Below are 23,006 nucleotides of genomic sequence, written 5' to 3' on the forward strand. Positions count from 1 at the left end.
CGTGATCTCCTATTTGCGGCCCTTGCTGGCGCCATCGTCGGCATCGCGCGGCGGAGCCGGCGGCGCGGGCGGAATGGCGAGCGGCACTGGGGGCACGCCCGGGCCGATCGGAATCGGAAAGCTCGACATCTCGATCGTCTCGGGACCGATGAGGATGTACGACGCGCCGGCGCGCAATGCGATGGTCGCGCCCGCCTCGACTTCCACCGCCGCGCCCGCCTTGATGCGCACCGTCGCGCCCGCCTCCAGCGAATACGCCTCGCCGACGAACTGGTCGTGCGTCGTCATGCTCGCCGCCGACACGCCGCCGAGCACGCGCGACGTGCTTCGCCCCATGACGGAGTCGTTGCGGGCGCCGCGCGTCGCGCGGAACTCGTCGCCGCCGATGCTCACGTGTCGCTCGCCCGATACGTTCATCAGGGCGTCGTGTCTGATCCAGGTTTCGTGATCGCGTTCGGCATGAAAGAACATCTGCTCGCTGCCCTTGCGATCGTCGAAACGGACTTCGTTGTAGCCGTTGCCGCCTTTTGTCGACTGGCTCTTCAGGGTGGAGACGGCGCTTTGCGCGGGCAATTCATATGGCGGCATGTTGGTCGAGTTGTAGGCGGCGCCCGTGATCACCGGCCTGTCCGGGTCTCCTTCGACGAACTCGACGAGCACTTCCTGTCCGATGCGCGGCAGGAACATCGCGCCCCAGCGCCGGTTGGCCCAGCCTTGCGCGACGCGCACCCAGCAGCGGTCGAGCGGGTTTGCGTCATCGGTCTGCGTGAGTTGTTCCCAGTGGAACCGCACTTTCACGCGACCATACTGATCCGTGAGAATCTCCTCTCCCGGCGGCCCGATCACCACGGCAGTCTGAGGTCCGGCGACGCGCGGAGCGGGCGTCACGCGCGGCGAGCGAAACGTGGTGTCGCCGCGGATCGCCCGGAAGCGACAATCGAAAAGCGGCCGGCTCGGATCGTCGGAAGATACATAGGCATCCGACACGATCTCCGCGTAGTTTTCGATCACCAGATACTGCCGGTTCTGCGCGCTTGCCGGATGATCGCGAAGACGGAACAGCCCGCCCGCCGCGATGCCGCGCGCGGTGCTGCGCCCTTCGATCGAATCGTTCTGTGTCTGATGGATCTCTACGTTCACGCGCGCGAGCCGCTCGCCATCGCCCGCCGACAGATGCCCGGTCAGATGTTCCTGCATCAGATAGCGCGGCGGGTCATACGGCGCGCCGCGCGTGGCCCGGGCCACCAGCCCTTCGCTGTTGCTGACGGAGGCTTTCTCGAAGTCGTAATCGTTGACTTCGTAGCGCCCCGTTTCCAGCGTCGCGCCCGACACCCAGCGATACACGCACTCCTCGTCCTGCCGTGGCGTGTCCCACGCCTGAAACGGCACTGTGTCGTAATGCGCGATGGGGCGGTGTTCAGCGCCGGAGTCGGCGAGCACGAGCGTGTGCTTGCCGCCTTCGTGCTCGAAGAAGTAGTGAATTCCTTCGCGCTCCATCAGACGGCTGACGAAATCGAAATCCGTTTCGCGGTATTGCACGCAATGATCGAGCGGCGGATAACTCGCCGTGCACGCGTTGCGAAAATCGACATCGAACGATTCCAGCACCTTCGACACGATCTGCGGCACCGTGCGCTGATGGTAGAAGCGCTGGTGCGAGGCGCGCGTGAGCAGCCACATGCGCGGATGCACGATCGCTTCGTAGCGGGCCATGCGGTTTTTCGTGCCGTCGCCGGGCATCAGGAGACGCAGCGTCGTCACGATGCCGTTGAGCTCGCGCGCGCCGCCGACGGGATAATCGAGCGTCACCGTGAGGTCCTGCCCGAGCACCTTGCCCGGATCGATGTCGTTGCGCATCGAAAGGAAAGCGATCTCGTAACGGCTCAGACGCCCGAGCGCCTCGCTGGCGGACATGCGCAGGAATACGGCATCGCCGCCGAGCGCCGCGCAATTCATGCGCACATGGCGTTCAGTCGAAGGCATACGTGAACTCCTCGTCCTCGACGCCCACATGCACGCGCGAAAGGGCCGTGCCCGCCATCACGCGCGACAGATACTCCGTACTGATGCGCGGCAGCACGCTGTTGGTGAGGATCGCGTCGATCATGCGGCCGCCGCTTTCGAGCCGCGTACAGCGCAGCGCGATCTGCGCGACGACGTCATCGTCGTAAGTGAACGGCACACGGTGCATGCTCGTCACCCGCTCCGCCACGCGCCCGAGTTGCAGCCGGATGATCGCGCACAGCATGTCGGCGGAAAGCGGGTAATACGGAATCGTCACCATGCGCCCGAGCAGCGCGGGCGGAAACGTCTGCAGCAGTTGCGCATGCACTTCCCGCTCGATCACCTCCATTGGCGCGTGCGCCCCCGGGCCGGCGCACAGTTCCGCGATACAGTCGGTGCCTGCGTTGGTGGTCAGCAGGATCAGCGTGTTGCGGAAATCGATGGAACGCCCCTCGCTGTCGTCCATGCGGCCCTTGTCGAAGACCTGGAAGAACAGTTCATGCACGTCCGGATGGGCCTTCTCGACTTCGTCGAGCAGCACGACACTATGCGGACGCCGTCGCACCGCCTCGGTCAGCACGCCACCCTCGCCGAAACCGACATAGCCCGGCGGCGCGCCCTTCAGGAGCGACACGGTATGCGCCTCCTGATACTCGCTCATGTTGATGGTGATGAGGTTCTGCTCGCCGCCATAGAGCGTCTCGGCGAGCGCGAGCGCCGTCTCCGTCTTGCCGACGCCCGAGGTTCCCGCAAGCAGAAACACGCCGACGGGCTTGTTCGGATCGTCGAGGCCCGCGCGCGAGGTCTGCACGCGGCGCGCGATCATGCGCGTGGCATGGTGCTGTCCGATGATGCGCCTGTCGAGCAGTTCGTCGAGACGCAAGACATTGCCGACCTCGTTCTTCAGCATGTTGAGCACGGGCACGCCCGTCCAGTCCTGAACGACCGCCGCGACCGCGTGACGGTCGACGCCGGGCAGGATCAGGGGCGCTTCGCCCTGGCGCATGGCGAGTTGCGCCTGGCGTTCGCGCAGCGCAGTGAGATCCGCCTCGGGCGCGTGCTCGCGCAACGCCCGGCGGCGCGCGAGGATGTCCTCGACCATGCCGCGCTCCGCGTGCCACCGCGCTTCGAGGGCCGCCAGACGCGCGTTGGCAACCTGCAAGTCCGCGGATGCCGCTTCGTGCCGTGCCGCCGTATCGATGCCGATGGCCGCCTCGCGCGCGATGACGTCGAGTTCGGTCATGAGTGTCTCGATGCGGCGCCGCGCATCGTCGACGGCGGGCGGTGTCGCATGCTGGCTTACGGCGACCCGTGCGCAGGCGGTGTCGAGCAGGCTCACCGACTTGTCGGGCAACTGACGCGCCGGCAGATATCGATGCGAAAGCCTCACCGCCGCCTCGACGGCTTCGTCCAGGATCTGCACGCCGTGATGTGCCTCGAGCGCAGCCGCGACGCCGCGCATCATCGTCACCGCGCGCCTCTCGTCGGGCTCATGCACCTGCACGACCTGAAAACGCCGCGTGAGGGCGGGATCCTTCTCGATGTGCCGCCGGTATTCGGACCACGTCGTGGCCGCGATCGTGCGCACGGCGCCGCGTGCCAGCGCCGGCTTGAGCAGATTCGCCGCGTCGCCGGTGCCCGCCGCCCCGCCCGCGCCGATCAGCGTGTGCGCCTCGTCGACGAAGAGGATCACCGGCTGCTCCGCGGACTGCACCGCATCCAGCACCTGACGCAGACGCGTCTCGAACTCGCCTTTCATGCCCGCGCCCGCCTGCAGCAGCGCATCGAGCGTGCGCAGGCTCACGTGCCGCAAGGCGGGCGGCACATCGCCCGCGACGATGCGCAACGCAAGCCCTTCCACGACCGCCGTCTTGCCGACGCCAGCCTCACCCGTGAGAATCGGGTTGTTTTGCCGGCGGCGCATGAGAATGTCGATGACCTGGCGGATTTCCTCGTCCCGGCCGACGATCGGATCAAGCTTGCCGGAGCGCGCATCCTCGGTCAGATCGACGGTGAAGCGTTGCAGCGCGTCGTTCGTCCGACGCGCGTCCACGGCTGCCAGCGGCTGCGGCGCGGGCACCGTCTGCGCCGGCGTTTCAGGCGAGCCGGCGAACAGATCGGCATGGCGCTCGACGACATCGTCCGCCTTCACGCGGTCGAACTCATGCGAGATGCCGCGCAACACGTTGCGCAGCGCGGGCGTCTGCAACATGCCGACGAGCACATGCGCGCTGCGTATCGTGTGCGCCTCGAACATCAGCGATGCATGAACCCAGCCGCGCTCCACCGCTTCTTCGAGTTGCGCGCCGATATCCGTCACCGACGATGCGCCACGCGGCAGACGGTCCAGCGCATCGGTCAGATCGCGCGCGAGCACCGATGGATCGATGTCCGCATGGCGGATCACGCGGTGCAGATCGGAATCCGGCAACTGCAATACCTGATGCAGCCAGTGCGCGATCTCCACATAGGGATTGCCGCGCAGACGGCAGAACGTTGTGGCGCTTTCCATCGCGCGGAAGCTGAGGGTGTCGAGTTTGCCGAACATGACGGCACGGCTGATGTCTGCCATTGAGCTAGTCCTTTGCATGAGATGTGGCGTGCGGCCGAAGCATGAGCTGCGTCGCGTCGCGGCTCGGTGCGCGCGCATGCAGCCACGTCGTGTAGCCGAGGCGCCGATGCCGCCCGAGCGCGAGACGCGGGACGTCCGCGCGCTGCAATTGCAGATTCACGTCCCATTCGAGCGGGTCGCGCACATAGAAGCGCACCCAGTCGACCAGGCGCACGAGGCTCGCGCCATCCGGCAGGAAACGCGCGTAGTCGCGCAGCGAAAGCGGGCCGAGCACGATGCGGAACTTGTGCTGGCGATTGAACACGCGCGCGCCGAGCATCGTGCCGACGCCCATGCGCGCGCCGTCGTCGGGCGCTCCGAGGCGCGAGCGCGCCTCGTCAGGCAACGTCAACCAGTGACCGACGTTCTGCGTCACCTGCACCGGCAGCCCGAAATAACGTGACAGCACCAGCCGCAAGCCTGCGGCATGGCGCGTCGGCCCCGCGAGCAGCCCGGCGAAATGCAGCTTGGCGAAATCGTGCACCGAGTCGCGGTTGCGCAGCGATGGCTGATTGAGCCCGAACACCGTGCCGACGTATGACGAAAAGCGGTCGTCGTCCCGGCGATCCAGACTGACGACCGGCTGCGCGGCCGCCCATGCGCGATAGAACAGGGACGTCATGCGGTGATGAAACACATCGAGAAAGCGCGCAAAGGTCGGATCGCCCGCATTGCGCGCGCGATCGCGCACGTATTCGGTCAGGTGCGTGGGCATCGGGCCGTTCGGTCCGAGCAGGCCGAAAAAGTTGACGGCGAGCCTGGGCGGCTGCTCCTGTACGCCGGCGAAGTGCTTCAGCGTGGTCGGAAAGAAGATCAACTCCGGTTCCTGCCCGAAGCGCACCGCATCGTCGCGTGGACGCAGGGACTCGCCAGTGCGAGGCCAGGCCGGATGTGCGGCGTCGATGAGCCTGACCGCCTGAAAAAAATCGAAGCGGTTCGCATCGGCGGCGAAGCGTTCGAACAAGGTCACAGCGTCCCGCATCGTCCGCTCTCCGGCGCCCAGCGCATGATTTCACCGCGCGTCACCGACGACACGATGGTTTCCGTGAAGGCGTTCAACGAGACGTACTGCTCGAAAAAGCGCGCGAGCACCGCGCCGAACAGAAACGCGCTCGCGCCTTCGAATCCGCTCTCGTCCAGCAGCACGTCGAGGGCGAGGCCGCGCCCGAATACGATCGGACCGCGCGAGGGCAACCGGCGCGTGACTGCGTTCGAGCGAATCGAGCGCAGTGCGTCGATCTGACGCGCAGCCGCGTGGTCGCCTTCGGGCGCGTAGAGCGCGAGCAGATCGCGCATGGCGCGCGCGCCGCTGCCGTCGCCATCGTCCACGAGGGAGCCGTGGTTCAACGACAGATGACTCAGCAGCCGCCATGCGACCGCGCCCTGCGCGTACGAAGGCAGCGGACGGCTCGGCGCAACCATGCAACGCACGGCCGCGACGGGCGCTTCGAGTTCCAGCGTGAAATCAGTCTCGCCGCGTCCGAGGGGCATCGTCAGCGTGAGATCGCGGTTGGTGCACAGCACGCTGACGCCGAGCTGATGAAGATCGGCGGGATAAGGCGACTCGCGCGTGTCCACGAGCGCAATCCACGTTTCGCTGCCCGCATAGGAGGAACGCGCGGCAGACCGGGCGCCGCGCTCGTTCTCGCGCGCCGACGGCAGACGCTTCTCGCGACGCACCTGATAGAACGCGGCATCGGGATCTTCGATGCCGAGATCGCGCATGCGGTAGAACGGCTGGAATGCGATCTCGCCGCCGCCCGCACGATATCCCGTCACGCCCTGAATGCGGACCACCTCGAAATCGCGCGGCCGCGTGCGATCGACGACGACGTGATGTTCGAACTGCTCGCCCGCCACGGCGATGCGATCGGCGCGGCGCGGGAACAGATTGATCGCGGGCGTGCAATGTAGGGCGAAATTCGCCTGATCGACGACCTGTTCCAGCGCGATGTCCACTCGCGAAAGCAGCACGACCAGCTCGATCTCGCTCTTGTCGCAGCGCGCCAGTTGAGCACGCAGTCCCTCGAGACCGACGAACATGAAACGCTGCGGGCAGGCGAAATACTCCTGCAGCAGCCGATAGCCCGGAAACGATTGCTCGCTTACGGGCAGTAGCGCTTCCTCATCGCCGAAGCCGAGCGGGCGCAGCACGGAGGCCGGCAGCACGGCGTCGCCCGCCACGACGCCGAGCGTCGAGCCAATCAGCAACTCGTAAAGCTTAGCGGCAACGCCATCGTTGCCGTGCAGATAAATGGGCAGACGATCGATCGCGAGGTCGCGCAACTTGCGCCCGCCGGCCGCGCGCAAGGTCAGACGCAGGCCTGCCTTCACGCCGCGGGGCAAGCGCGCTTCGATACCTGGCATCGCGCCCGTATGCGTGAAGAGCCGCGCCGCCGAGAGTTCGATGGGCCACAGCGTCAACGCATGCGTGGTGCGGAATTCGCAACGCGTTGAGCGCTCACCGTCGAGCCGGCCGTGCAAGGCGGTGCCGCGCGGCACGGGCACGCCCTCGGCGAGCGCGGGATGCGTGATGTCAGGCTGCAAGTGCACGACGGTCATCGCCGGCGTCGGTGCCAGATAGTGTGGATAGACCAGTTCCGCCAGGTGCTGCGTGAAGCGCGGAAACTCCGCGTCGATCTTCATCTGAACGCGGGCGGCGAGAAAGCCGAAACCTTCCAGCAGACGCTCGACGTAAGGATCGGCGCATTCGAAGCCTTCGAGGCCCAGCCGTCCCGCGATCTTCGGAAACGCCTGCGCGAATTCCCCGCCCATTTCGCGGATATGCTGCAGTTCGCGGCTGTAGTACTGGATGAGGTCGGGGTTCATCGCAACATGGCTCCTTCGAATACCTTGGCCTTGCCTGCTTCGAGATCCAGCTCCGTGCGCAGATAAAGGCGCTCCGGCACGGGATGCGCATGCAGATCCGCTTCCACGATGAAGGCCAGCGCGTTGTGCTGAATGGCTGCGTCGCCGGACTGCATGGCGCGCACCCGCAGCGTGCCGGGCACGATGCGCGGCTCGAACGCGCTGATGGCGTCGCTCATCAGCCGTTCGATGCGTCCGACATCGACGTTCGACGCGCTCTTGCCGGCGAGGTCCGCGAAACCGAAGTTGAGCACCGATGCCGCGACTTCCGGAAAACGCGCGATAACCTGCGCCGACGCGATACCCTGCGCGTTGAGCAGCCAGCCGATATCGCGCATCACGCTCAGGCGTTGCGCGCGCGCCGAACTGGCCCGGTGCTCGCGCCCTTCGCGTGATGCGCCGGGCGCATGATCGGTCAGACGGTCGAGCAACGACGGCCGAACCTTGTCCGCGTCTCTCATGCGCATGCCTTGCTTACGCGGTTGCGTTGGCGGGGATGTTCCACTTGCTCTCGACCACGCCGCCCTGCGCGGACCCGGTGCTGGGGTCCTGTTGCTGGTACGTGACGTGAAACTTTTCGAAGTTGAGCGTCACCGTCTCCGTGAAGCGGTCCTCGGCGTCCGAGCCCCCGGTCGCGTAGTTCGTCACGATGATCTTTTCGAGTTCGATGGTGTAGTACTCGAGCGGCTTGGTGCCGCCCGCCTTGCGCACCGTGAGCTTGCCCGTCGGAAAGTGCTTGCCGGTAGCGCAGGCGGAAATGATCGACGGCGTGCCGCGGTCGGTGTATTTCGTGATCGTCAGGTCCTGCACCGCGACCTTGCCGCCGCCGCCGCCCGTGCCGAGGTGCATGGTCCCCGACTGCGACAGGCCCCAGCTCCACGAGAGCACATCGATCTCGTCCTTGTGCTTCGAATCCAGCGATTCGCCCTTGACCGTGTCCAGCTTCAGAAAAATATCGACTGCCATGACGTTTCCTTATCGATGATTGATTGACTGCGCTAAAGCGTGCGTGCCGCTCAGGCGGCTTTTGCGGAAGGCAACTTCGAGACGAGCCGCAACGACACCGTCAGGCCTTCGAGCTGGTAGTGCGGCCGCAGGAAGAACTTGGACGTGTAGTAGCCCGGATTGCCCTCCACTTCCTCGACGACGACTTCCGCCGCGGCCAGCGGCCGGCGCGCCTTGGTCTCTTCCGACGAGTTCGCCGGATCGCCATCCACGTACTGGAGAATCCAGTCCTGCAGCCAGCGCTGCATTTCGTCCTTCTCCTTGAAGCTGCCCACCTTGTCGCGCGCGATGCACTTCAGATAGTGAGCAAAGCGGCCGCACGCAAATAGATATGGCAGACGCGCCGCCAGATTCGCGTTCGCGGTGGCATCGGGGTCTTCGTATTCGATCGGCTTGTTGAGCGACTGCGCACCGATGAATGCCGCGAAGTCCGAGTTCTTCCGGTGCACGAGCGGCATGAAACCGTTCTTCGCGAGTTCGGCCTCGCGACGGTCGCTGATGGCGATCTCGGTCGGGCACTTCATGTCCACCCCGCCGTCGTCGGTCGGGAACGCATGGACCGGCAGGTTCTCGACCGCGCCACCGGACTCGATGCCGCGAATGCGCGAGCACCATCCCCACGTCTTGAACGAGCGGTTGATGTTGGCGGCCATTGCATAGGCGGCATTCGCCCATGCGTATTTCGATGCATCCGTGCCTGCCGTGTCTTCCTCGAAATCGAACTCGTCGACCGGACTCGTCTTCGCGCCATAGGGCGTGCGCGCGAGAAAGCGCGGCATGGCGAGACCGATGTAGCGCGAGTCCTCGGAATCGCGCAGCGACCGCCACGCGGCGTGCTCGGGCGTCTGAAAGATCTTGGTGAGATCGCGCGGGTTCGCAAGTTCCTGCCACGAATCCATCAGCATGACGGCAGGATCCGCGCCGGCGATGAACGGTGCGTGCGCCGCCGCCGACACCCTGCCGATCTGCGTGAGGAAATCGACATCTGGGCCGCTGTTGTCGAAGTAATAGTCGGCCACGAGCGCACCGTACGGCTCGCCGCCGAACTGGCCGTATTCCTCTTCGTAGAGCCGCTTGAAGAGCGGACTCTGATCCCATGCCACACCCTTGTACTTGCGCAACGAACGATGCAGGTCTGCCTTCGACACGTTCATCACGCGCAGTTTGAGACTCTCGTCGCTTTCGGTGTTGGTGACGAGGTAGTGAAGGCCACGCCATGCGCTTTCGAGCTTCTGAAAAGGCTCCGCATGCAGGATCACGTTGATCTGCGCGCTCAGCTTTTCGTCGATACGCGCAATCAGCGCTTCGATGGTCGCGAGCGCATCGTCGGACACGCGCTGCGTGTCAAGCAGCGCCTGCTCGGCAAGCGTGCGCACCGAGCTTTCGACGGCCTCGCGGGCCTTGTCCGAGCGAGGACGAAACGCCTTCTGCAGGAGTTGCTGGAACTCGCCGGACGGGCTTGCGTCGTCCACTTCGTAGGCGTGTTGTCGATCGCGCTCGACGGATTGATCGAAGTTGGTTTCTGCCATCGTCGTTCCCTTATTCGGTGTCCTGGGTTTCGGCATGCTCGCCGGGCCTGGGTGAGGCGGCCAGCGAACTCATGAGCGCCGGGTCTTCGAGCAGCCGCGCGACGAGCTTTTCGGCGTCCGTCTTGCCGTCCATGTAGGTCAGCAGGTTGCGCAACTGACTGCGCGCTTCGAGCAGTCTCGCGAGCGGCTCAACTTTGCGGGCGATCGCGGCGGGCTCGAAGTCGTCCATGCTCTCGAAGGTCATGTCGACGCCGATCTTTCCTTCGCCGGTCAGCGTGTTGTCGACCTGCATGGCGACGCGGGGCTTCATCGAACGCAGGCGTTCATCGAAGTTGTCGATGTCGATCTCGAGGAACCTGCGCTCCGCGACAGGCGGCAAGTCCTCGTGCGGCTGCCCCGACAAGTCGGACAGCACGCCCATCACGAAAGGAAGATTGACCTTCTTCTGCGAGCCGTACACCTCGACGTCGTACTCGATCTGCACGCGCGGCGCGCGGTTGCGCGCGATGAACTTCTGGCTGCTCTCTTTGGCCATCTGTCGGTTCTCCGGGTTGATAAGCGAGGCGTGAGGCTCAGTCGTCGAACGACTCGACCGCCGATACGCCGACCACTTGGGTGAGTTGCGCCAGTCCTTCCGGCGCGAGGTCCTTCATCAGATCGATAAACGATTTGTCGATCAGGGTGATGGCGCGCGCGAGCAACAGCGGCACGGGGCTCGCAGGCTCGTGACGCGCGTAGTACTCGCACAGGCGCGCCAGCGTCGCCGCCACGTCTGCACGGCTGTGGATGACGTCGCCCGACCCGGCAGCCATCGATACGCCCTCGCCCGGCACGGGTGTCTCCGTGCGATTCCCGAGACATCCGGCGAAAAGCGATCTCGCCCGCTGCAACAGCGTCTTCAAAGGAGCGAGGTCGAGTGTCCGCGCCGCGCCGACACGCGCCGACAGAAGCGCTTCGATCGCCTCGACGTGAGCGGCCGCGGCATCGAAAGCAGCCTTCGCGCGCAGCGATGTTTCAGGTGTAGCCGCGATCGCCGCCTCGATTTCCGACGCGCTACGCGTCGCGCGAGCATCGGGTGCGCGGGCATCGCCGCTGGCGTATCCCCATTCGCGCAGCGTGACCGGCTGCCCCTGGCCGGGCAGCGGCGTGTCCGCCAGTTCGGCAAGCAAGCCAGCGGGATCGACCCATGCGGCAAGCGCATTGACGCGCGCGGTGGGATCGTCCGCGTCGCCAGCATCGAGCTGAGGATGCACGTGCTGCCATTGCTGTTCGAGCAGTGCGACCGTGAGGGCGAGTCCATCGCTCAGTCCTTCGACGCCTTCGCGAGCCAGACGGGCACGCGTCAGCGGCACGATCACACGCAGGTCCCGCGTGCGCTCCATCAGCGCCGTGCCGAGTGAGTCCACGACGATCCAGTCGGCCGGCACTGCGGCGACGAGCGTCGCGCCATACTCTGCTTCCGGGCGGCCCTTGATCGCCTCTTCCAGCTCGCGAAACTGATGGTCGTACTCGAGGTCGGGCCCGCAGGGGGCATCGTCCGTGAGCGGTGAAAGCCAGCGATTCCAGCTCTGATGCGTAATGAGCTCGTTGTTCATATCAGCTTTAGGATGAAAGGTATCAGACCCAGCCAATGGCTATCGTTCGCTACCCTAATTGTCTGGCAGCGAAATACTTTGATGCGGGCTCAACGGGATCCGCTAACGATAGAAAATGTAGGTGGCCGTATAAGGCGAACCGGCCGACTCGTGCTCCTGCGTGCACGGCGTTTGCGGCTTTCCGCCCCCGATCGTATTGACGCGCTGCACGCGGCGCACCGAAGCCAGCAATCCCGGCGTGCCCGTCGAGCGCGTTTCGAGAAGCAATTCAGGCACGCTGCCCGGCGCCTTGCCCGGACGTTGTGCAAGCACGCGGCCTTCGATCCGGCTGCCGTCCCCGGCTTGCCAGGACGGTCCCGCCCCATGCTCGATGACGGGTGCGCCGCTCTCATCGGAAAGCGTGGCACGCGGCGCCTTGAATACCCAGCCGAGCACGTGATCCGCTCCATATTCACATGAATAGATCTGTTCGCCCGATGCAGTCGTTCGCAGCAGCGGCTGGGCATCGGGTAAATCGATCGACGCTGCCTGTGCGCCCGCGCCGCACGCGACGGTGATGAAAGTGACGCCGCTCAAGGCGTGCATAGTGCGTGACAGTCCTTTCATCTCGTGCTCTCCTGAATCCCTGTTTCGAAGCCGCCGCGCTGGTGAGACTTGCGCTGGCCCTTTCATAACACCCGAGCCCCGCAGGCTATTCCATCGATTCCTGGCTGTAATTCGAGGAGGAGTCGGAATCCGAGCCGCGATGGGTTCCACCGTGGTACGCGTCCAGGGTGTCCATGTAGGTCGGCACAGGCGACGGCGGTGCGGCGCCGCTGCTCTCATCCAGATGCCTTTCGAAATCGTCGGTGATCAGGAACCGTGCGAGCTTGAGTTCCGGCCTGAACAGGCCGTTGAGGGTCTTGTCGGTGTCATCGTCGGATAGCGCTGAAAGGAGCTTGCGCTGGGAATCCGGGGTTAACTTGCGCGTGAGTTCTACGATCGATAACGCCACGCCCACCATCATCGAGCCGCCCGAGAAGACATAGGTCGGCTTGTTGTAATCGTCGACCGCCTTATTGACCGTCAGGTAATCGCTTTCAGGGAGTCCGGGAACGCGACGCTGGAGACCGTTGTTCGCAGGCGCGACCATGTCGTTGAGGCTCAGCCAGGCATGTTCGAAGCGCGAGCCGACCCGCGAGGACTGAAGATCGAAACGGTACAGCACGTCCCCGAACCGGCTGCTGGTCTTCTTGGGCGTGCGGCCACATTCGAGCGAGAAGAATACGTAGTCGTCGTTGGCCGCCTCGGCGAGATCGGCTGCCTGCGAATGTGTCAGATCGAAAGTGATGCCCTTTTCGATCAGCTTCTTGCGCGAATACAACGTGGTTTCCCCGTCTCGGTCACGCTTGGCGGGTGTGAAGTGGGTCGCGTAGAACGGCCGCTTGTCGAACTTCGTAACGAAGTCGTGCTCGAGGGGGCGAAGCATCTTCAGGTTGGCCCGCAGGCGGGCAAGATTCGCTCGCGAGAGCTTATCGATAGCCTCGATCTGTTCGTTTTCGCTTTGATGTCTGCGCCAAAGTTCACCTTTCCCGAACATGTCCTGCTGCGGCTTTTCGGCGATTCGTGCGCGCAGTTTGGAAACGGTCTTTCTGGCGATTCGTGTAAGGGAATCGGGGCTGATTTCCGCGGGCCTGGCGTTACGGCTATCATCGGTCATGTCGCGTTCCTCCGTTCAGATGTCTAATTCAGAACATCCGATGGGGCCGCATTATTCCGTGCATTCTTGCATCAGCCAGACTAGCGCGGCGCGAACGGTGCGACGCGCTCGCCTCACGGTTCACGCCGCACGCTCGCTAAATGCTCGGCGTTCGAGTCCGGCAGACCGATCGCTTCACAGGGGATAGCGTGAAAGCGCGCGTGGGCGGGAGTACGTTCACGAGTACCGTCATCTCGAATCTTTGAAGGTGCTGCGAAACCAGCAGTCGTTCCGTTGAGATGCGAGGAACGGGCGATGCTTTGGCAACCGGGCCATGATGGCGATTACCGGGAACACCATGACTGCAGTATCGGATGTAACGACAAGAGACGCCGCCGCGATTGGACCGACGCAGACCTTAAGCGAAACGGAAAAACTGATGGACGACCTGAACGTGAGAGCGTTGCCAGTCTGCGACGGACCACGTCTGAACGGCATGCTCAGGGATCGCGACATTGTTGTTCGCGCTGTCTCCGCTGGGCTTCACGGCATCGGTCCGATTGCGGAAGCATTGCGCAAGACGCTGGCAGGTAAAGCCCGTACGGGGCGATTGGATGAACTCAAAGCTCTGAAACTTTTGCGGCAGACGGTCCTGTTATGACAAGCTCTTGAGTTTCAGTGGATTGCACACTGGCAACGAAAGACGCGATGAATCCGGGCGTAACGGCCGGTCCTCTCCCAAATAGGCGGGATACAGTCCCCAACTGTCTGATATTTTTCCTTCGGGAAAGCGTCGGTTCGTGGCGCAGCCCCGCGGACCGGATCGTCGTCGTTACGAGCCTTAAGCTGCCGGCGCTTCCAGAAACCAGATGGCCTCAACAAACAGGCCATCCAGTTCGCCGCATCGCCTGAAGAGCTTATTGCGGCTGGATGTTCGCTGCCTGCTTGCCCTTGGGGCCTTGCTTTACTTCGAACGATACTTTCTGGTTTTCCTGAAGCGACTTGAAGCCACTCGTCTGAATTTCCGAGAAGTGTGCGAACAGATCTTCCCCGCCACCGTCCGGCGTGATAAAGCCAAATCCCTTCGCGTCATTGAACCACTTCACAATACCTGTTGCCATTTCCTGAATGTCCTGATTTGATGTTACGCGCCAACGGCGCCGTGCCTGACGCGGACTGCTCTTTTATCACGACTTCTGCGCCCGCGCAAAATCACGAAGGTGGCGTACCGCACACGTTCGGCCCTTTCATCATGATCCTTCGTCGTCCTCTCGTTGCTCGCAGGAAGCAAAAAGTGGCCGATCGCCTGAGTAGGCGGTCGGCCTTAACCCGCACCGAAGGTCGGGATCTTTCATTATGGGAGTAGCAACTTGATTACCAGGCTTCGCGGTCTTCCTGGAGGCAGGCGCATTGGCAGAGGGACTGCCGGCAACCAGATACGTGGCGCGGTCCTTCGCACCGGCATTCCACGCGCGCGACCGTGACCAGGAGGCACCGATCGATGCACCAACGAGCCCCGCTGATTGCGCGTTGCTCGCAATGACTTGATTGGGTAATGTTATGCCTGTAGCGTGAGCCAAAATTCCTAGAAAAAGAGAGAGAAAATGCGCGATAAATATCTTTTCGTACCGGCCCGGAATGTCGACCGCGCCTTCGATCCGATCATTGCATATCTTTCGGCGGCGTTTAGTGATGACAAGAGCATCCGCAAAGCCGAAAGCGGACTTGCACTGCGCGTGATGCAGGCCGAACTTGGTGTGCGTGGACGAAAAGTACACGAGGTTCTTCACCGGTATGAGAAGCGCTACCTGAATATTGGAGATTGGCCCGCACTTCTGCAGGACATCATGCGCAATACGGATGGAAACGTAGAACTCGAGCGGATAGGCAACAGTTATAACGTTTTCGGGAAAATAGGAGGGATCAAGCGGAAAATCGGCATGATCTTTCTGGAGGATTCGAGGTTCGTGACAACAGGCGCGAGACGGGTAAATGGAAAGGACATCTATTATCGCCGCGATGATCCGCACAAGCGGCACTATATATTCGTCAACCACACTCGCACTTTCGTGCGTCGATATGTAAGTCGCGGACTGAACGGATTTGACGCGATGAACCTCGCGAGAGGGTTTCCCTTAATGGCTGTCTTGCAAAACGATCAGGCAATTGAAAAAGAGATCGGTGGCCACATGCATGCAGTGGTCGTGAATACCGACCTGACAATAGCTCAACAAATCCTTTCACATACGCGCGGCTGGGGAGGCAGTAAGCGCTTCGTCTCAACAGGAGTATCGAACCACCCTGCAATTTCAACGCGTGGATACGCGTTCAATAGTTTGTACGGCGCTGTGACGGTAGACCTGGCAATGGTGAACGATGATCTGATCTATGACCTTCACACACCGCGTGCTGCGCGGGCGCAGTTTCAGGACCCCTCATTCCATGCTTCACCGGACGACGTCCTCGTCAACGCGCACCACACCACCGACGATATCGCCGGGCAGGCATATCTTGGAATGCGAGATGTCTTGCGTACCCGGGAACTGTTGATCAAAGGCAATATCCAGCCAAGCGCAATACTCGCAGTCCGTAACGAGGCTGTGGTACTTGGCATCGGTTGCTCGACGAATTCTGAGCATAAGGAGGTCCGCAAGCAGTTCCGCGCGCTCCCCAGATTCGTTGCACACGATCCGCTCGACTTCAGGGATCCTCATACCGGGAAGCGGTGGCATTTTATCGAGTTCGCAACTGCGCACGATGCGACTAGCGCCCATGCCGCCTTCCACGCCACGCGCACTCAGGACAAGGTGCTTTTTCCCAAGTTTAGTCCGGTCCGCCCGACTGGCATGGTTTGACGAAGGCATCCCCGCGACACGAGCTGTTTGCGCGCTTAGCTTCCGCTATGAATACGCACCTCAATTCAATACATTTGCTCTTAGGCAAGTGGCGCCAGGTCTATCACACCATGCCGCTCGCCTTCGTTGATTTCGGTGATGAATCTGTGCATCGCCGCGGCGTATCCTGGCCACAGAGAATATTCGAGTGCGGCCTGCCTGGCGCGAAATTCAATGATGGCCGCCTTGTTCTCACGCCCTCCGTACATCACGCTATCCATCTTGTCACCCAACCCCGCAAGCCCGCGCAGACGATGACCGAGCTCGGGGTTACTGTCCGCCCACAGATCGTTGTCGTCGCCGCCCAACGGGTGCGCAGCCGCGCTCAAAAGGTCGTTGCCGTCTACCATCCCCTCCAGCCACGCCTTGCGGGTGATAGGTAGCGTCACTGGCGCGGTCGACAGGTTTCCACGGTCGGTAATCTTACGTTCGACGACCATTCCGTCCGGATCGACCCCCGTCGCCGGCATGTTCGACATTCTCGACATCAGGTGCGTGCACACATACTCGACCCATTGCGCCTTTCCTTCAGCGCCGCGGTAGTGCATCTGCTCCTCCGCCGGCAGGTCCTTGAAGAGCGCGCCGAAGCTGGTGCGGGACATCAGCAGGAAAAGGTACTTCACTGCCCCCACGCCCTGCTGGGTCGGCGAGTAGCCGCGCCGGAGGTAGGTCATGATCATTGTCAGTAACCCACGCATCTTCGCACTCGGCTCGTGACGGGGCCAGTTCGGGTCGTACATGTTCGTGTGGTCAAGGATGATGGGCTTGAGCAGGCCTGCATATCCCTGAGCACCCGTGCCTTCGCCACCGAATATCACCTTCGCGAAATTCGAGTTTGGATCGGCCAGTAGCCGCCAAAGCTTGCGCACGCGTGCCAGCCGGATACCGCCCGTCACTTGCGTGATAGCCTCGATTGGCTTCATCCGCATGTCCTGCTTGATATGGATGATGAAGCGGTCGTTAGGCGCGCGGAAAGTGCCGATCGGGAAATCGGCCGCCGTCAGGAAGGTTTGCATGTTGCGCTTGTTGAGCATGCCCACAAAACGCGTCAGGTCGTTCATGACCTGTGTCAGCTGAATCGCTCCCGCCGCGTTCTCTTCCACCTCCTTTACCACCCATTCGATTTCTGTTCCGTCGACCGTCATCGACCAGCCCAGCCCACCTCGCACGACGGCAGCCTTCGGGTAGCTCGTGGTGTTCGCCGCAATCCACTGGTCGTTGATAGCGGTACCGTGGACGGGATTGACTCCGTCGTTCAACTTGTAGATATCCCAGCCAGTCGCGAACTCGAAACCTACTGCCATCGCAGCCTCTCCATACCGCCCGCGCTAGAGCGGACGACGAGTTGTTTTCAATGAATCCGACGCGCTCAAACGACCTGCGCGGAATGTGAATGACGTGGCGAGCGGCACGCCCGATGCACCAGAGCGGACTAGTCGACTTCGAGCAACGCAAAGAACCGCGACATGTCGCCGTCAGTGCGTACAACCTCACGCATGAGTTCGGGCAGCGACATCTGACCCCAGGCCACCGCGCGCTTCAGCAGGAATGGCGTGGGGCTGTGCGGCTCGTGTTCCGTCAGATAGCGCGCCGCCAGCTCGATCAGCTGATACGCGTGAGCGCGGCTCTCGATGCCCCCAAAAGCCGATTTCTCGCGCGACACGGCAGACTGCGATCCGACCGGTGCATCCTGCAACACATCACTCATTCCGTTCTCCCAGGACGGCCGCTCCGCCCTCGTATGCGCAACGTTGTCTGGCGGAATCGCCGGTACGTCCGGCTGTGGCGACGGTGGCGCCACAGGCATTGCACGGTCGCCCAGCAGGCTGGTTACGGCACGCGAAAGCCGCATCAATACGTCTGTCACACGCCCAAGATGCGGCGCATCGTGTTGCAGCAGTGTGTCGAGCAGACGTTCGAACCCGCGCCAGGTCTCATGCGCGATCTCGAGCTGCTGATGCAGCCTTGTCAATGCCGCGAGGTTATCTCCTTGCGTGACATGTTTGTCGAGCAGGTCTCGCGTGAGTTCGGCACCGTCTTCATCACTGCCTTCCATGATGACGCGTTGCCATTCGTCCAGATTCACGTGTGCGGGCTCGCGCCCTTCGATGGTGAGGAGCGGCACATACAAGGTCAGCACCAGGGCAAGCGTGTCGTTGAGCCAGACGAACGGCGCGACACGCGCATCCGCGTCGCCTTCTTCGAGCGCGGGCCATGCGTTTTGCCAGTAATGCTCCGCGAGCATCGCCATTACCCGCGTGCCCGCCGTGAAACCTTCGATACGGTGCTGATGGGTCCATGCTTCGCATAGCCAGGCTGCAAGCTGAAAATCCTTGCTGCGCGTGCAGAGTGCTTGCGTTGCAAGCGCCGCGACGCACTTCCAGTCCGCCTTGATCAGCGGACGTTCCCATTCCCCCATCGGCACGCTTGCATCGTCCTGCGTGCGGGCATCGCGAATCTGCTGGTACACAGGTTCATAGCGCAGCGACACACCTGCACCATCCCCTTCCGGCACGGGCGCAAGTAGCGCCTCCAGATCGATTTCGAGGCCGGTAGCGACATCCATCGGATATGACTGTTTCATAACGCGGTCCAGTCCGGTGCGCGCACCGGGAAGCTGCCGGGCCACGGCAACGGTGTTTTCTTGCCAGCAGGCATCAGCGCAAGCCGCACGAACACGCGTCCGTGCGCCTGCTTCGGCAAGAGAGCGAGATTGGCGGGATCGACGGTGCCAAGCGGGAAATCGAACTTCAGCAACTGCGCGGTGCTGTCGCCGCGCGGGCTGGTATCGGCGACGCGTTGGCGGTTGATGAACGAAATCAGCGCCCACGGATCGGAGAACTGCCATGTCAGCGTGCGGCCATCCGTCGACAGCGCACGCTGCTGCGGGTCGGCCGTTGCCGTGAGCGGTGAATCCTTCGCAAAACGCAGCATCAGCGAGACAGGCGTGCCGTAGTCCCAGTGCACCGTGTGCGGCGCTTCATTCATCGAAATGCTTTGCGAGCCGACTGTCAGCGTCCAGTCGATCACCTGGTTGGCCGCGATCTCTCCGCCACGGTTGGCGCGAAACTCGACATTCAGGTCGTAGCCGTTGGGCGCGCCGTCGTCGGATGGATACAGCGGCGCGAGCAGCGTTCTGACCTGATCGAAATTGTCGATGAACTGGCGCAGTTTGCCGCCCGCCACGCTCGCCTGCGCAGCATTGCCACGCGTTGCATGGAACGCCTCCGATACAGGCGCATATCGTTTGAGCACCTGCCCAAGCTCACCGAAATCGGCCGATACCGTGTCCGCACGTGTAGCGACATGAATTACGCTGCTGTTGTCGAAAGGTTCACGACCGGCCACGGTCTCGTTGAATGCCGAGGCGAAATTCGCCCATCGCTGGCGCAGGTCGAACACGTAAGACTCACTGCAACGTGCAAGCAACCGGTCATAGAGCCGCGCGTGCAGGATCGCAAAGTAGTCGCCTTCACCATTCGTGGAAGGCCGCCCCGTGAATTTCGACATGCAGCCAGCCGGCCCCGGGTCTGCCGCTACGGACAGCGCGAACTGTTCGAGACGCAACAGGCTGCTGTTCGGATTCTTGAGCTGGTAGCGTTCGAGATCGCGATTGATAGCCTGCCAGCGTTGCACCAGCGGTGCTGTCGCACTGCTCGCGTCGAGCGCGGCCAGATACACGGAAGCCTGTTTGCCGAGCGACAACGCCCGCGCCGCCTGCTGGTCCAGATACGGTGCGAGCGCAGCGGCGTCGGGAACGCCGAACGCGGCCAGCACGGGCGAGCGTCCGCTACGCGCGCCATCGTTGCCGCTATCCTGCCGCGTCATGTACAGCTCCGACTGCGTAAGCGCATTGTCGACGCGCTGCAGATGCGCGATCGCGTCAGCCGACACGAGCATGTGCAGGTCTTCGAGTTGCGCGTTTGCGCCCAGCTCGGTCAGCAGCGCTTCGATGCGCGCGAGACGCCCACGCGCGGCGTCGAACGCGGCGCTGTCCTGATCGCTCTGCGCTGTCGTCACGGTCGCCGCAGCCGCCGTCTGATCGAGAATCAGACGCGCGAACTGCAGATCGAGCGCCTCTTCGATCGCGGGGCGCATTGCCGCGGGCATCGTGTTCATGCCTTCGGCAAGGAAGCGCTTGCGTACGTCGCCAAGCGCCAGCGCCTGGTCGAGTTGCGTGCGGTCCCACGCAATCGTCGAGCCGTCGGCCAAGGTCGGCAACTCGCGATTGCGCGGTGCGACCATGAACGGCTGGTTCAACAGGTTCGACAAACTGTCACGCATGGCGGCGCGATCGGGCGAGATGCTGTAGCGCGCATCCTTGTCGCTCCAGACGATTCCGCTATTGGTGCCGCCAAAACGCAGCGCCAGTTCGCTGCGGAAAGCCTGGAAGCCCGCGTCGTCCCGTTGACGGATTTGTGCCGCGAGGTCCGCGCCGAGCAGCCGGTTCTGCGCGGCGCGCATGAGCGTGCGATCGTAGACCGGTCCCGGCGCGAATTGCGCCTGATGCAGCCACCCTCCCTTACCCGAAGCGAGCAGATCGCGCTGCGCATCGATACCCGTCACGACCGCCCGATAGCCCGCCGTGAGTTTCGGGAAGTCGCTGGCGCCTGCGTCGGAGACGGAAAGCGCGTTGAGGTTGTCCGTCACCGTACGCTCAGCGACCAGCAGAGGGTTGTTCGTGAACAGTCCGTTATCGACCTGCTGTGCGCCCTTGTCGAGCGTACAGCGCAGCGCCTGTTGCACGGGCACGAGATCGATACCCGACGTGCGCGCAGCCGTCAGTCCATTTGGCTCGCGATAAAAATACGGCAGGCTCCCGGATACGTTGCCCTGAAGCTCCGCACCCAGCGCGTAGCGCACCACGAGACGCAACGCGTCGGCGTTATCAGCGGCAGGATGCTGGAGCCGTTGCAGCGCCTGCAACGCGGCGTCGAACTGGTCGACGTTGTTCACGTAAAGCTGCAATGCGCGCATCTGCGGCAGGTCTTCGACGGCAAGACTCGGTGCAGCGCTGGCATCGGCACGCATGCCGCCTGGCGCCGTACAGTCGTCGCCCGCGATCAGCTGTCCCGTGCTCGGATCGCGCCCGACGCCCGTCAACTGACTCACCCGTGCATACATCTCCCGCTCGAGCGCGGCGACGGCGATCTCGCCGAACTCCCGCTCGAAGCGCTCCTTCACGCGTGCATTCAGATCGTCGACGATGCTCCACGAGCCCGGCATGAAGACCGTCCACGTGCTGTCGGTTTTCAGATTCTGGTTCAGCACGATGAGCGCCAGTGCCTTGCGGCGATACCAGTCGGCGGGAAGTTCCTGGCCTTGCTGCGCAGCCGCGGCGCGCTCGCCTGCATCGCGACGCAGCGAGGCGAGCGCGGCGACGAGTTCGCCATTGCGATGGCCTAGCTGCACGGTAGCGACGACCAGACCGATGCCCCAGCCACCGAGCAACGCGATGCTGCCCCAGCGCAGCGCGCGGTTCATCACGGGGCGTGTCAGATGCTGCGAGCGCGACGGGCGCGTCAGTCCGTATTCGAGGAAGATTTTCTTCTCGAACAGGTCACGCAGGAACGCAGGCTGCAACATCAGGTTGTTGATTGCGCCGCCCGGTTCCTGCCTTCCGTCGCCCATGTTGGCATCGGCGAGCTCATCCGCGGCGCCCTCCGCATACAACATGACACTGTCGCGTTGCGACCCGGATGCCGGGGGCAACGCCTCGAGTTGCGCCAACGAATCCCCGCCCTGCGTCACGCTCCACTGCGCGAATTCGCTCGCGTCGCCTGTGAGGTAGATGCCACGGAAAAAGAACGGTTCGTGATACGCGCTCGCGCGCAGCAACTCATCCACGTAGAGCTGCAGTTGCGCACGCATCGCATCGATGCGCGACGGCAATTGGAGGAACTGCCGCGCGTCGAGATGTGCCGAATCAAGTGCGAAGAGTTCGGCGCTTGCATCCGAAACCGACCGCATCACGCTGTTCATCGCCGTGTCGACCCAGTCGGGCTGATAGGTCGTCGAGAGATCGTATGGCGACGACCAGCCGAGCATGCTGGCCCGCATCGGCTCGGGCAGCGCACGCGCAAAGGTCGAGAAGCCGGGCAACGCCTCGCAACCGGTGATGACCACGTAGACGGCAAAGCGCATCGCGAAGCGGTTCTGTGCGAGCCAGAGACGGCGATGCGCGAGCTTCGCGTGGCGCACGAGTTCGAGCCGCGCATCCGTGTTGTCCGCGAGCAGCGTGGCGGCCGGCACCGTGATCACAACGGAATCGAACGGCCGTTGCTGCCGGTAGTTGCGGCACAGGCTGAGAAACTCGTCCCACGGCTTGCCATCGCCATCGTCATCCGGCGAACCGAGATAGGCCGCCTTGATATCGACCACGATGCCACGGTCGAAGAAATGCCACGAGATGCCTTGCGTCGCAGCGGGGCTCGCTGCGTCAGCACCGAGCACGCTGGCCACGCCCGCCTGGGCGATCGGCAGCGGTCGTGGATCGTCTCCTTCGTTGAGGATCATGATCCACGGAATGTTGTACCGCTCGGCACGCGTCGCGATATTGCCTTCGATCAGTTCGACTGCCTGGCGAAACGCGCTGCGCAGCGAGTCCGAGCGCAGACGTACGATCTTGCGCTCGGCTTGCGGCTTCGCATGCGAACCGTGGACCGCGAAATACAGCACGGCGCCCAGCACGACGCATACCACGAGTGTGAGCAGCGCGACCGAAAGCAGAAACAGGTTGCTTGTCAGCATGGACGCACTCCCACACATGACAGGCATCCGGGCGACTGCATCGGAGGCACAGCGTCAGGCCCGAAAGCTGGC

At 63.2% G+C, this 23,006-nt stretch carries 16 protein-coding genes and 1 pseudogene; 2 read left to right on the plus strand and 15 right to left on the minus strand.

Annotated elements, in window-relative coordinates:
* Positions 1-9: 9 nt before the first annotated feature.
* The 11 genes from H3V53_RS22965 to H3V53_RS23015 form a co-directional block, all read right to left on the minus strand.
* Positions 10-1,983: a type VI secretion system Vgr family protein gene (locus H3V53_RS22965; protein WP_336599911.1), complete on the minus strand. Its 1,974-nt coding sequence runs from the start codon at positions 1,981-1,983 to the stop codon at positions 10-12.
* Entirely contained in the window at positions 1,970-4,576 is a 2,607-nt protein-coding gene (gene tssH, locus H3V53_RS22970) for a type VI secretion system ATPase TssH (RefSeq protein ID WP_336599912.1), read from the minus strand. Before tssH ends, H3V53_RS22965 begins: the two co-directional genes overlap by 14 nt.
* Positions 4,577-4,580: 4 nt before the next feature.
* Entirely contained in the window at positions 4,581-5,597 is a 1,017-nt protein-coding gene (gene tssG / locus H3V53_RS22975; RefSeq protein WP_336599913.1) for a type VI secretion system baseplate subunit TssG, read from the minus strand.
* Positions 5,582-7,444: a type VI secretion system baseplate subunit TssF gene (gene tssF, locus H3V53_RS22980; RefSeq protein ID WP_336599914.1), complete on the minus strand. Its 1,863-nt coding sequence runs from the start codon at positions 7,442-7,444 to the stop codon at positions 5,582-5,584. The genes tssG and tssF overlap by 16 nt, the downstream gene beginning before the upstream one ends.
* Positions 7,441-7,944: a type VI secretion system baseplate subunit TssE gene (gene tssE / locus H3V53_RS22985; protein ID WP_336599915.1), complete on the minus strand. Its 504-nt coding sequence runs from the start codon at positions 7,942-7,944 to the stop codon at positions 7,441-7,443. Before tssE ends, tssF begins: the two co-directional genes overlap by 4 nt.
* 13 nt (positions 7,945-7,957) lie before the next feature.
* A complete protein-coding gene (locus tag H3V53_RS22990; RefSeq protein ID WP_014193150.1) occupies positions 7,958-8,449 on the minus strand; it encodes an Hcp family type VI secretion system effector in 492 nt (163 codons plus the stop codon).
* A gap of 50 nt (positions 8,450-8,499) precedes the next feature.
* Complete coding sequence (tssC, locus tag H3V53_RS22995) at positions 8,500-10,017, minus strand: type VI secretion system contractile sheath large subunit (protein ID WP_336599916.1); 1,518 nt, start codon at positions 10,015-10,017, stop codon at positions 8,500-8,502.
* Positions 10,018-10,027: 10 nt separating this feature from the next.
* A complete protein-coding gene (gene tssB, locus H3V53_RS23000) occupies positions 10,028-10,552 on the minus strand; it encodes a type VI secretion system contractile sheath small subunit (RefSeq protein WP_336599917.1) in 525 nt (174 codons plus the stop codon).
* A 37-nt stretch (positions 10,553-10,589) separates the two neighbouring features.
* Entirely contained in the window at positions 10,590-11,612 is a 1,023-nt protein-coding gene (gene tssA, locus H3V53_RS23005) for a type VI secretion system protein TssA (RefSeq protein ID WP_336599918.1), read from the minus strand.
* A gap of 102 nt (positions 11,613-11,714) precedes the next feature.
* Complete coding sequence (locus tag H3V53_RS23010; RefSeq protein ID WP_336599919.1) at positions 11,715-12,218, minus strand: DUF3455 domain-containing protein; 504 nt, start codon at positions 12,216-12,218, stop codon at positions 11,715-11,717.
* Positions 12,219-12,303: 85 nt separating this feature from the next.
* Positions 12,304-13,311 carry a hypothetical protein gene (locus H3V53_RS23015; protein ID WP_336599920.1) on the minus strand — a complete coding sequence of 336 codons (1,008 nt, stop codon included), beginning with the start codon at positions 13,309-13,311 and terminating at the stop codon, positions 12,304-12,306.
* Between the two features lie 337 nt (positions 13,312-13,648).
* On the opposite strand from H3V53_RS23015, the pseudogene H3V53_RS23020 reads away from it, so the two are divergent.
* A pseudogene (locus tag H3V53_RS23020) lies at positions 13,649-13,888 on the plus strand (CBS domain-containing protein); the annotation flags it as partial.
* Positions 13,889-14,207: 319 nt separating this feature from the next.
* Here the strand turns inward: H3V53_RS23020 and H3V53_RS23025 are convergent.
* Positions 14,208-14,411: a cold shock domain-containing protein gene (locus H3V53_RS23025; protein WP_054922143.1), complete on the minus strand. Its 204-nt coding sequence runs from the start codon at positions 14,409-14,411 to the stop codon at positions 14,208-14,210.
* A 483-nt stretch (positions 14,412-14,894) separates the two neighbouring features.
* On the opposite strand from H3V53_RS23025, the gene H3V53_RS23030 reads away from it, so the two are divergent.
* Entirely contained in the window at positions 14,895-16,145 is a 1,251-nt protein-coding gene (locus H3V53_RS23030; protein ID WP_336599921.1) for a hypothetical protein, read from the plus strand.
* A gap of 80 nt (positions 16,146-16,225) precedes the next feature.
* Here H3V53_RS23030 and H3V53_RS23035 read toward each other — a convergent pair whose 3' ends face one another.
* The 3 genes from H3V53_RS23035 to H3V53_RS23045 form a co-directional block, all read right to left on the minus strand.
* Complete coding sequence (locus H3V53_RS23035) at positions 16,226-17,488, minus strand: hypothetical protein (protein ID WP_336599922.1); 1,263 nt, start codon at positions 17,486-17,488, stop codon at positions 16,226-16,228.
* A gap of 128 nt (positions 17,489-17,616) precedes the next feature.
* The gene (gene tssA, locus H3V53_RS23040) at positions 17,617-18,768 is read right to left on the minus strand and encodes a type VI secretion system protein TssA (RefSeq protein WP_336599923.1); all 1,152 of its coding nucleotides are present in this window, start codon (positions 18,766-18,768) and stop codon (positions 17,617-17,619) included.
* Complete coding sequence (locus tag H3V53_RS23045; protein WP_336599924.1) at positions 18,765-22,934, minus strand: type VI secretion system protein; 4,170 nt, start codon at positions 22,932-22,934, stop codon at positions 18,765-18,767. The genes tssA (H3V53_RS23040) and H3V53_RS23045 overlap by 4 nt, the downstream gene beginning before the upstream one ends.
* Positions 22,935-23,006: the final 72 nt, after the last annotated feature.

The sequence above is a fragment of the Paraburkholderia bengalensis genome, from assembly GCF_037126505.1.
Taxonomy (GTDB): Bacteria; Pseudomonadota; Gammaproteobacteria; order Burkholderiales; family Burkholderiaceae; genus Paraburkholderia; species Paraburkholderia bengalensis.